Origin of the sequence: Peribacillus sp. NPDC097224 (genome assembly GCF_044761985.1) — a bacterium.
Taxonomy (GTDB): Bacteria; Bacillota; Bacilli; order Bacillales; family DSM-1321; genus Peribacillus.
The window spans coordinates 54,858-66,509 of record NZ_JBIWDK010000005.1; the positions used below are offsets into that span (position 1 = coordinate 54,858).

At 41.3% G+C, this 11,652-nt stretch carries 9 protein-coding genes; all 9 read right to left on the bottom strand.

Translation table 11 applies throughout. The features are described 5' to 3' along the window. Positions 1-69: 69 nt before the first annotated feature. Positions 70-438, bottom strand: coding sequence for a 30S ribosome-binding factor RbfA (rbfA, locus tag ACIQXR_RS11425; protein ID WP_402868404.1), 369 nt, complete (start codon positions 436-438; stop codon positions 70-72). A gap of 17 nt (positions 439-455) precedes the next feature. Further along, positions 456-737: a DUF503 domain-containing protein gene (locus tag ACIQXR_RS11430; protein ID WP_402868403.1), complete on the bottom strand. Its 282-nt coding sequence runs from the start codon at positions 735-737 to the stop codon at positions 456-458. Continuing rightward, positions 734-2,893, bottom strand: coding sequence for a translation initiation factor IF-2 (gene infB, locus ACIQXR_RS11435; protein ID WP_402868401.1), 2,160 nt, complete (start codon positions 2,891-2,893; stop codon positions 734-736). Before infB ends, ACIQXR_RS11430 begins: the two co-directional genes overlap by 4 nt. Before the next feature lie 19 nt (positions 2,894-2,912). After that, positions 2,913-3,218, bottom strand: coding sequence for a YlxQ family RNA-binding protein (locus ACIQXR_RS11440; protein WP_402868399.1), 306 nt, complete (start codon positions 3,216-3,218; stop codon positions 2,913-2,915). 4 nt (positions 3,219-3,222) lie between these two features. After that, complete coding sequence (rnpM, locus tag ACIQXR_RS11445; RefSeq protein WP_402868398.1) at positions 3,223-3,498, bottom strand: RNase P modulator RnpM; 276 nt, start codon at positions 3,496-3,498, stop codon at positions 3,223-3,225. Between the two features lie 17 nt (positions 3,499-3,515). Then, positions 3,516-4,646 carry a transcription termination factor NusA gene (gene nusA, locus ACIQXR_RS11450; RefSeq protein WP_402868396.1) on the bottom strand — a complete coding sequence of 377 codons (1,131 nt, stop codon included), beginning with the start codon at positions 4,644-4,646 and terminating at the stop codon, positions 3,516-3,518. A 40-nt stretch (positions 4,647-4,686) separates the two neighbouring features. Continuing rightward, entirely contained in the window at positions 4,687-5,160 is a 474-nt protein-coding gene (gene rimP, locus ACIQXR_RS11455; RefSeq protein WP_402868394.1) for a ribosome maturation factor RimP, read from the bottom strand. Between the two features lie 193 nt (positions 5,161-5,353). After that, on the bottom strand, positions 5,354-9,673 hold the full coding sequence (locus ACIQXR_RS11460; protein ID WP_402868392.1) for a PolC-type DNA polymerase III: 4,320 nt from the start codon (positions 9,671-9,673) through the stop codon (positions 5,354-5,356). 168 nt (positions 9,674-9,841) lie between these two features. Continuing rightward, positions 9,842-11,542, bottom strand: coding sequence for a proline--tRNA ligase (locus ACIQXR_RS11465; RefSeq protein ID WP_402868390.1), 1,701 nt, complete (start codon positions 11,540-11,542; stop codon positions 9,842-9,844). Positions 11,543-11,652 lie beyond the last annotated feature (110 nt).

An 11,652-nucleotide genomic window follows, 5' to 3' on the forward strand; every position in this document is an offset into this window, starting at 1 on the left:
TTTCAAAAAAAAGAGGCCGAGCCAAGAAGTGCAAAGCACTTATTGAGTCAGCCTCCATTTACTGCTTGCTTATTCTTCGTCTTTTACTGAAGGTTTTTCCTCTTTTTTGATTTGAGAAATTAATGATTCGATACGGTTACCATAATCGACGGATTCATCAAATTCAAAAAACAACTCCGGAGTTTTACGCAAGCGAATTCTTTGCCCAATTTCTGAACGCATGAATCCTTTTGCCTTTTCAAGACCCTGCAAAGTTTTTTCCCGTTGTTCCTGGTCTCCCAAGACAGAGATATAAACTGTTGCTTGTTGTAAATCGCCTGTCACTTCAACATCCGTTACTGTGACGAATCCGATTCTTGGATCTTTAATTTTGCGGCCGATGATTTCACTCAGCTCTTTTTTCATTTGTTCGCCCACACGATTTGCTCGAAGGCTCATAATATCACCTCGCTAGCTTATAGCCAGTCTATATCTGTTATTGTGCGCTCAATTTCCGGAAATGAATCTAGAAATTTAAGGGCATTTTGAAGTTCCCTCTCAGTAGCTTTCCTTGAGGATGAAACGGTTACGATAGAAATCTTAGTACGCTGCCAAAGATCCTGGAAATCCGTTTCCGCTACCGAGACATTAAGCTTCTGCTTAAGCCGTGTCATGACACGTTGCAACACAGCTCGTTTTTCTTTCAAAGAATGGGTGTCATAGATTATGCACTCACATTGGACGGATCCAACGATCATTTACGCTCGATTTCTTCCATTATATAAGCCTCAATTACATCGCCCTCTTTAAGGTCATTGTAATTTTTAATGGTAATACCACATTCATAATTTGTTGCCACTTCTTTAACGTCATCTTTAAAACGTTTCAATGCGTCAATTTCACCTTCGTAAATGACAACACCTTCACGAATTAAGCGAATTCCGCTGTCACGCGTAAGTTTTCCTTCGGTAACATATGAACCAGCAATTGTACCAACTTTAGATACTTTGAAAGTTGTACGAACTTCAGCTTGACCAATGATTTTTTCTTCGAACTCAGGATCAAGCATCCCTTTCATAGCCGATTCAATCTCTTCAATTGCTTTGTATATGATACGGTGAAGGCGAACATCAACTTGTTCTGATTCAGCGGCACGCTTCGCATTCGCATCTGGACGAACATTAAAACCAATTACGATTGCATTAGAAGCGGTAGCAAGGATGATATCAGACTCTGTGATAGCACCGACGCCGATATGAATGATTTTTACTTTAGCGCCTTCTACTTCTATTTTATTCAGGGAAGCGGCTACTGCTTCAGCAGAACCTTGAACATCCGCTTTTAAGATGATGTTCAATTCCTTAATTTCCCCTTCTTTCATTTGTTCAAACAATGTATCAAGTGTTACACGTGATTTTTCATTACGTTGTGAAGCAAGTTGTCTCTGTGCACGTACTTCCCCAACTTGGCGGGCTGTTTTCTCATCTTCAAAGACGATGAAACGGTCGCCTGCTTGTGGAACTTCATTCAATCCAGTGATTTCAACCGGTGTTGATGGACCTGCATCCTTAACACGACGTCCAAGATCACTGACCATGGCACGTACACGGCCGAAAGTGTTACCGATAACGATTGGGTCTCCGACTTTCAAAGTACCGTTTTGGACTAGTAACGTCGCTACAGAGCCACGGCCTTTATCCAAACGTGCTTCTATAACCGTTCCGTTCGCTTTACGGGTTGGATTGGCTTTATATTCTTCTACTTCACTAACTAGTAGAATCATTTCCAGCAAGTTATCAATTCCTTCGCCCGTTTTGGCAGAAATAGGTACGAAGATCGTATCTCCACCCCATGCTTCAGAAACTAAACCATGCTCTGTTAATTCTTGCATGACGCGGTCAGGATTAGCTGCTTCTTTATCCATTTTATTAACAGCAACAATGATTGGAACATCCGCTGCTTTAGCATGGTTAATCGCTTCAATTGTTTGCGGCATTACACCGTCATCCGCTGCTACAACAAGAATCGTAATATCCGTGATTAAAGCTCCACGAGCACGCATTGTTGTAAACGCAGCATGTCCTGGTGTATCAAGGAATGTGATTTTCTTGTCATTGACTTTGACTTGGTAAGCACCGATATGTTGAGTGATTCCGCCCGCTTCGCCTTCTGTTACTTTCGTATGGCGAATAGAATCAAGCAATGTCGTTTTACCATGATCGACGTGACCCATGATAGTTACGACTGCTGGACGTTCGATTAAATCTTCAGAAGCATCTTCAGTCACTAATGACTCAAGATCTGTCAAGTCAACACGAATCTCTTCTTCAGCCAATACTCCGTACTCAGTACAGATTAATTCGATAGCATCTTTATCCAACGTTTGGTTGATTGTAGCCATGACTCCAAGCATGAAAAGCTTCTTAATGATTTCAGAAGGTTCACGGTGAAGTTTCTTACCAAGTTCCATGACAGTCAAAGACTCATAAAACGTAATTTTTTCTGGAAGTTCTCTTTCCTTACGTTTTGTAACTGGTGCCTGCGGCGCCGATTGTCTTTGTTTGTTATTCTTATTACGGTTATTTCTTCCCCTGCTAAACTGTCCTGATGGTTTTTTAGTGCCCAACGGTTTAACTGGTGGCTTTTTCTTTAGCTTTTCTTTATTGATCGTGCTTTTCTCATCTGCTTCAGCTTCGTATTTCGCAACCGTTGCATTTGCTTTTGGTTCAGCAGCTGCTTGGGTTGGTTCTTCGCTTTTTGGTTTAAGAGAATCGTTTAATTTGTTTACAGTTGAATCGTCTAATGCTGTCATATGGTTTGTTACCTCTATATTCATTTCTTTAAGTTTATTTATTACGTCTTTACTTGAAACGTTTTTCTGTTTTGCATATTCATATACACGCAATTTTGTCATACGTTCACCCCCGGTAAATTTAATCGAGCAGCATTCGGAGTTTTTGTGCAAAACCTTCATCAAGAACTGCGACGGCAACTCTAGCATCTTTGCCAATAGCATGGCCGAGCATAGATCTGTCTTCGACTCTTTTTAAAGGAACCTGATAAAATGCGCACTTATCAGAGATTTTTTTCTCAGTGTTTTTTGAAGCGTCCGCGGCTAAAATAACAACTTTGGCATTACCGCTTCTAATCTCTTTAACCACTAATTCTTCACCCGAAATTAGCTTGCGTGCTCGATTGGCCAAACCTAATAGAGACATCCATTGTTGTTGTTGGGTCATGGTGTTAGTCTTGCTCCTTATCCACTAATTCAAGCAATTGTTCATAAAGGGAAGAATCAATTTGAGTACTAAGGTGATTTGCCAGCACATTTTTCTTTTTGGCCAGCTCGATAATATTCCGATCAAGGGTCAAATAAGCTCCCCTTCCCGATTTTTTTCCGGTCGGATCAAGGCTGACTTCCCCTTCTTTAGATCGAACGATACGAATGAGTTCTTTCTTTGGCTTCATAACGCCAGTGGCAACACATTTACGCATCGGGATTTTTTTTCGGCTATTCATCTATTTTCACCTCTACCTTACTCGTTATCCTCTTCGAATTCTTCATCCTCTTCATTCACATAACTATCCCGGCTTAATAAGAACTCCTGTTCTTCAACAGGGTAAATACCAGCTTCGCGGGCTTCCGTTTCACTCTTGATATCAATTTTCCAGCCAGTCAGTTTGGCTGCTAAGCGTGCGTTTTGTCCACGCTTACCAATTGCTAGTGAAAGTTGGTAGTCAGGAACAATGACCGTCGTCGCTTTGTCTTCTTCTTTAACGATTACTTCAAGCACTTTTGAAGGACTTAAAGCATTCGCAACAAAGATAACAGGATTTTCTGACCATTTAACGATATCGATCTTCTCACCTTTTAATTCATTGACGATAGCCTGGACACGCTGTCCTTTTTGGCCAACACATGAACCAACTGGATCGACTTCCTCATTATCTGAGTGTACAGAAATTTTTGAGCGGTCGCCTGCTTCTCTGGCAACTGATTTGATTTCTACAGTTCCATCAAAAATCTCAGGCACTTCTATCTCAAACAAACGTTTTAAAAGACCTGGATGAGAACGGGATACAAAAATTTGTGGCCCTTTCGAAGTCTTTTCAACTTTTGTAATGAAAACCTTGATGCGGTCGTGAGGTTTATACTGTTCATTTGGCATCTGTTCATTGACAGGAAGCAATGCTTCAATTTTCCCCAAACTCACATAGATGAAACGTGAATCCTGGCGTTGCACGATACCTGTCATGATATCCTCTTCACGGTCTATGAATTCTGCGTAAATGATACCACGTTCAGCTTCACGCACTCTTTGTGTTACGACCTGCTTGGCTGTTTGTGCAGCAATACGGCCGAAATCCTTAGGCGTAACTTCCATTTCCACAATATCTTCCAACTGGTAGTTTGGATCTATTGCTCTTGCTTCTTCAACGGAAATTTCCAGACGTGAATCGAATACTTCCTCGACTACATCTTTTCTGGCAAATACTCGCATGGTGCCTTTGCCTAAATTCAAGTCGATACGTACATTTTGTGCTTGGTTAAAGTTACGGCGATATGCCGATATAAGTGCAGCCTCAATCGCGTCGATCAAAACTTCTCTCGAAATTCCTTTATCATGTTCTAAAATATAGAGAGCATCCAATAACTCATTGCTCATGGTGATCCCCCTTACGGATATTTAATTAATAATTGCTTGATTAAGAGAAGGTAATGGCAAGTCTTGCTTTCGCCACTTTTTCAAATGGAATGACGACTATTTTCTTTCTAGTCTTGATTTTGATTTCAAGCGTCACTTCATTCCCATCATAATTGGTCATGATTCCTTCGAATTCTTTTTCATTTAAAATGGGCTCGTATGTTTTTATGTAAACATTTTTACCGATAGCATTAAGGAAATCCTTCTCTTTTTTTAGAGGCCTTTCCGCTCCGGGAGATGAAACTTCGAGAAAATAAATTTGTGGAATTGGATCGACTTCATCAAGCTTTTCACTGAGCTTTTCACTCGTTTTCCCGCAATCTTCAAGATCTACGCCTGTCTCTTTATCAATGTACACTCGAAGGAACCAGTTCTTGCCTTCCTTCACATACTCCACTTCAACTAATTCAAGCTGCAATTCTTCAAGAATTGGTAGAGCTAATTCTTCTACAACTTCCGTTACCTTTTTACTCATTTGTTTCCTCCATACGTGCGTTGTGTGCGCTTGGTTTCGGATTCAAAATTAAATGGTCAATACAACACGAAAGAGTGGGTTTCCCCACTCTTGCCATTGGTTCCTCTTAGTATTTCCAATAAAAATATACCATAATCAAGATATTTTTGCAAATATCATGTCTGTTTCTTCCTTTTCATAGGCAGTTCCACACTTAAAATAAGGAAAGCTGATTTTGTTCTGGAAGAGCCTCGAGACAGCCTTGTTTATCAAGGTATTCAAGAATTGTCTTGGATACTTTCCCACGTTGTTGCAAATCTTCCTTGGAGAGAAACTCTCCGTTTTTGCGCGCATTGACAATATTGATCGCCGCATTCGTACCAAGACCTGGAATCGAATTGAAAGGTGGAATTAACGTGTTACCCTCAATGATGAATTGGTCTGCACTCGATTTATACAAGTCTACCTTGGCGAAAGAGTATCCACGCTCACACATTTCCAACGCTAGCTCAAGTACCGTCAGTGTGTTTTTCTCTTTCGTGGAAGCATCCAACCCTTTTACATTTATTTCATCCATCTTGGTCTTGATTGCTTGTGACCCACGTGTCATGGCATCTATTTCGAAGTCATCGGCACGAACCGTGAAATATGCTGCATAATACAATAATGGCAAATGCACTTTGAAATAGGCAATCCGAACCGCCATCAACACATATGCGGCAGCATGTGCTTTCGGGAACATATATTTAATCTTCTTACAGGAATCTATATACCATTCCGGCACTTGATTCTTACGCATTTCCTCTTCGAATTCCTCAGACAAGCCTTTCCCTTTACGTACGGATTCCATGATTTTAAAAGCAAGGGAAGGGTCTAGTCCCTGATAAATGAGATAAACCATAATATCATCCCGGCAACCGATTACTTCGCTAAGTGTACAGATTTTATTATGAATCAGTTCTTGTGCATTGCTCAGCCATACATCAGTACCGTGGGATAAACCAGAAATCTGGACAAGCTCGGAAAATGTCGTCGGTTTAGTGTCCTCAAGCATTTGTCGAACAAAACGCGTTCCAAATTCAGGTATGCCGAGTGTCCCGGTTTTACACATGATTTGATCTTCAGTCACACCTAACGACTCCGTACTGCTGAATATCTTCATTACCTCTGGATCATCTGTCGGAATCGTTTTTGGGTCAATACCACTTAAATCCTGAAGCATCCTGATCACTGTCGGATCATCATGACCAAGTATATCCAGTTTCAAAATATTATCGTGAATGGAGTGGAAATCAAAGTGAGTCGTTTTCCACTCTGAGTTTCTGTCATCCGCAGGGAACTGTATTGGTGAGAAATCATAGATATCCATGTAATCCGGGACAACGATGATTCCCCCTGGATGCTGTCCAGTTGTCCGTTTAACACCCGTACATCCCGCGACAAGTCGATCTGTTTCTGCACCACGCATGTGGATATTATTGTCGGCTGAATAGCCTTTAACATATCCGTATGCCGTCTTTTCAGCCACCGTACCGATTGTACCGGCACGATAAACATAATCTTCTCCAAATAGGACCTTCGTATAATCATGGGCTTTCGGCTGATATTCACCAGAGAAGTTCAAGTCAATATCGGGGACCTTATCCCCTTTAAATCCAAGGAACGTTTCAAATGGAATATCATGACCGTCTTTCGTATAGGCAATGCCACAATCCGGGCAATCTTTATCAGGCAAGTCAAACCCTGAGCCTACTGACCCATCATTAAAGAATTCCGATTTCTTACATACTGGGCACACATAATGTGGCGGCAGCGGGTTCACTTCCGTAATTTCTGTCATCGTCGCAACGAATGACGATCCGACCGAACCCCGGGAACCAACGAGATAGCCATCATTCAATGATTTTTTAACCAGTTTATGAGAAATTAAATAGATAACGGCGAATCCATGGCCGATAATACTTTTTAGTTCCTTTTCAAGACGGGCCTCAACGATTTCCGGTAGATTCTCTCCATATATCTTTCTAGCCATTCCATAACTCATTGCACGCATTTCTTCTTCTGCACCCTCGATTTTAGGTGTATATAGATCGTCCTTGATTGGCTTGATGTTTTCTATCATATCTGCAATTTTATTCGTATTTGTGACTACGACTTCTTTTGCCTTCTCGGCACCAAGGAAGGAAAAATCCCTTAACATCTCATCCGTTGTACGGAAATGGACATCTGGTAGCTTATGTCGATTCAGCATATTCGCCCCACCTTGTGAATTCACAAGGATTTTACGGTATATCTTGTCATTCGGGTCCAAATAATGCACATTTCCTGTCGCTACAACAGGTTTATTAAGCTTTTCTCCGAGCTTGACAATGTTTGAAATAATCGTCTCTAACGACTTTTCATCACGGACAAATTCAAGCTCTATCAAATGTTGATAAACATCCTTTGGATGGATTTCAAGATAATCGTAAAACTCGGCTATTTCGACAACATCCTCAAAACCCTTTTGCATCATCCCTTCGAAGACTTCCCCTTTATCACATCCAGAACCAACGAGAATTCCTTCACGATATTTTTTTAGTTGAGAACGCGGAATCCGCGGAACTCTGTAAAAATAATTAATATGGGATAATGAAATCAATTTAAAGAGATTTTTCAAGCCTTCCTGTGTTTGTGCAATCAAAGTACAATGAGATGGTCGAGAACGCTGATATGCATTTCCGTTTCCCATATTGTCATTTAATTGATCATGATGGGTAATGCCTCTCGCTATCGTTTCCTTCAACATCTTCAACATCAGGTACCCCGTAGCCTCAGCATCGTATATGGCCCTATGATGTTGAGTCAAATCAATATCGAGCTTTTTACACAATGTGTTCAACCGGTGATTTTTGAACTCGGGATATAAAAATCTCCCTAATTCCAGCGTATCCAATACGGGATTGGTTGCTTTTGGATACCCAATATTTTTGTAGCCCATGTTCAAAAAGCCCATATCAAAACTTGCATTATGCGCAACAAGGATGGCATCTCCCGCCCATTCCTTGAACTTTTCCAATACGTCTGAAACTTCCGGTGCATCCACCAGCATATCATCTGTGATATGAGTCAAGTCGATGATCGTATTGGATAACGGTCGATGTGGGTTAGCGAATGATTCAAATTTATCAATGATGTCTCCATCATGAATTTTCACGGCTGCTAATTCAATGATCGTATCATAAACGGCAGACAAACCAGTCGTCTCGACATCGAAAACGATATAGGTGGCATCGGAAAGCGGTATATGTGCTTCATTATAGGCGATTGGCACACCGTCGTTCACGAGATTCACTTCGACACCATACAAAATCTTGATGTCATGTTTTTGGCCGGCGCCGTAGGCCTCTGGGAAAGATTGAGCCCCTGCATGATCGGTGATGGCTACGGCCTTATGACCCCACTTCGCGGCTTGGGCAACAAGGGCGGATGTCGGCGTCACTGCATCCATTTGGCTCATCGGTGTGTGCATATGAAGCTCGACGCGTTTTTCACCCTCAGGAGCCTTATCCTGCCGTCCCTGCTTAGAGATCTCATTAATATCGTTTGCAATCATAACTAGATCGCGAACAAACGTATCATTTTGAATGCTACCTTGGGCACGTACCCACATTCCTTTTTTAACACGGGCTAGGATGGCAGCATCCTCTTTGTCACGTGAAAACATTTTAACTAAAATAGAGCTTGTATAATCCGTAACTTTAAACGTCAATAGACTACGTCCGCTCCGGAGCTCACGGACTTCCGCGTCAAACACGAAACCTTCAATCGCTATCCTGCGCTCTTCATCAATAATTTGCTCTATGCTACGGAAATCGGCATCTTCTTTAATGGTGTACCCGATTTTAACCGGGCCTTCGTAAACACCCTCGTCTCCTTTTTCCGATTCTTTCTTCTGCATCTCTAGTAACGCGGCAAGTCCCTTTTCCTCATCTTCCTTTTGCTTCTCTGCTAAAAACTTCTTGTAATCAGTTTCCGAAACATTTTCGTTCACTTCTGCTTCAAGAGTTAATGGAGGGAAACCATACGTTTGATAAATATTCGAAATGAGACCGGAGTATTTCTGTTTTAACTGTCCAGCTTCCGCACCATTACGTGCATTGACCACGAGCTTATACCCTGTCACTTTGGGTTCTTGCTCATTTAAGAGTGATAAAAGTGCTGGCGATATGCCTTGTAGTTCACTTATGCAATTTTTCCAGTATTCTTTGACCAATTCCTCCGTCACTATCGGATTGGCAACATTCATGGTGAATGTAACCTTGGCAATATGGGCAAAAGTACTAGTTAAATGATTTGAAAATCTTGTATGAACACTGCATGGAATTAACGCAGGTATATTAAAGGCAAAATGCCATTTTTGGGACTCTCTCTCTATGGAAAGTTTATCAATTTCGGCACCGATGAAAAAATTCACAAAGGCATCCTCAGTCAAGCCCAATTGCTGGAGCAAGAGTTGAAATCTCTCTCTACCGCTGTTTGGATTTTGATCCATTTCCTCTCTCCCCTTTATCTACTATCTAAAGATATTATTCATCAGTTTCATTCTAATAACAGTGGTTATTATAACATACTAGATGCAGTTCACGGACATCTAATTATAGGGAAAAGGAAAGGCATCATCCAAATGAATGATGCCAAATCAAGCTATGATTTTACTGCTTTATCCCAATAATTCATGTAACTTCTGTGCAAGTTCCGATGTTTCCAGTTCAAGCACTTCACCTGTTTTACGGATCTTCACTTCCACGATGCCTTCGGAAGCTTTTTTACCGACCGTTACGCGGACAGGAAGTCCAATCAAGTCAGAATCGGCAAATTTCACTCCGGCACGTTCATGACGGTCATCCAACAAGACATCCATGCCTTGTTTTTTAAGTTCAGCATATAGTTTTTCTGCAAGTTCAGCTTGAGATTGATCCTTCATGTTAACCGGAATCAAATGGACCTGGAACGGAGCCAAATTCACCGGCCATACTAAACCTTTCTCATCATTGAATTGCTCAGCGACAGCTGCAAGTGTACGAGATACACCAATACCGTAACAACCCATGATCATCGGTTGCGAACGGCCGTTTTCATCTAGGAACGTCGCGTTCATCGCTTCGGAATATTTAGTCCCAAGCTTGAATACGTGACCGACTTCAATTCCTTTAGCAAACTTGATTATTCCGTTGCCATCCGGTGATGGATCTCCCTCTTGGATAAAACGAAGATCGATAAAACTTTCCACCTTAAAATCACGGTCAGGGTTTACATTCACAAAATGATAATCTTCCTCATTAGCGCCGCATACTCCATTAACCATTGCTTCAATGGCCAAATCGGCGATGACTTCTACGCTTGAGGCAATATTGATTGGTCCAAGAGAACCTACCGCACAACCTAAGACTTCTTTCGTTTCGTTAGGGTCCACTAACTCCACGACTTCAGCATTGTAGAAGTTTTTTACTTTGATATCATTCACTTCATGATCTCCTCGTACCAAGACGAGTACATATTTTTCATCCACTTTAAATAACAAGGACTTGATCAATTTTGAAGCATCGGTTTTTAAAAATGAAGCTACATCATCAATTGATTTCTGTCCAGGAGTATGAACTTTATCAAGTGTTCCCTGCTCTTCGGAATTTTTTTCATATTTTACCGCTACAGGCGCCATTTCAATATTCGCCGCATAATCGGATGTATCTGAATAGGCAATCGTGTCTTCTCCAATTTCAGAAAGCACCATGAATTCATGTGTATCCTTTCCACCCATCGCTCCTGAATCGGCGATGACTGCACGGAAATCAAGGCCACAACGGCTAAATACATTTGAATAGGCCGCATAAAGTTTTTCATATACAGCATCAAGACTTTCTTGATTTGCATGGAATGAGTAAGCATCCTTCATGATGAATTCGCGTCCGCGCAATAAACCAAAACGAGGTCTTTTTTCATCACGGAACTTCGTTTGGATTTGATAAACCGTCAATGGCAAACGCTTGTATGACTTCACTTCGTCACGGACCAAGCTTGTAACGACCTCTTCATGTGTAGCTCCAAGGGCAAATTCACGGTTGTTACGGTCTTTTAATCGCATTAATTCGGGTCCATATGTATACCAACGACCGGATTCCTGCCAAAATTCCGCTTGTTGAAGGGCTGGCATCAATAATTCTACGGCACCTGCATTGTCCATTTCTTCCCGAACAATCGCTTCAACCTTTTGAAGCACTTTATTACCAAGCGGCATAAAACTGTAAACGCCACTTGAATTCTGTCTCATGAATCCTGCTCGCAACAAAAGCTGGTGGCTTTTAATTTCTGCATCTGCAGGGACTTCCCTCAATGTAGGGATTAACGTCATACTTTGTTTCATATCTACACCTCTTCAATATTTCCTTTAAACTTCCATACGGAAATTTACGGGTCATGTAATACAAAATTACATTATTATTGTCTGATTGATTTAAATTAAGTTGATTTCAT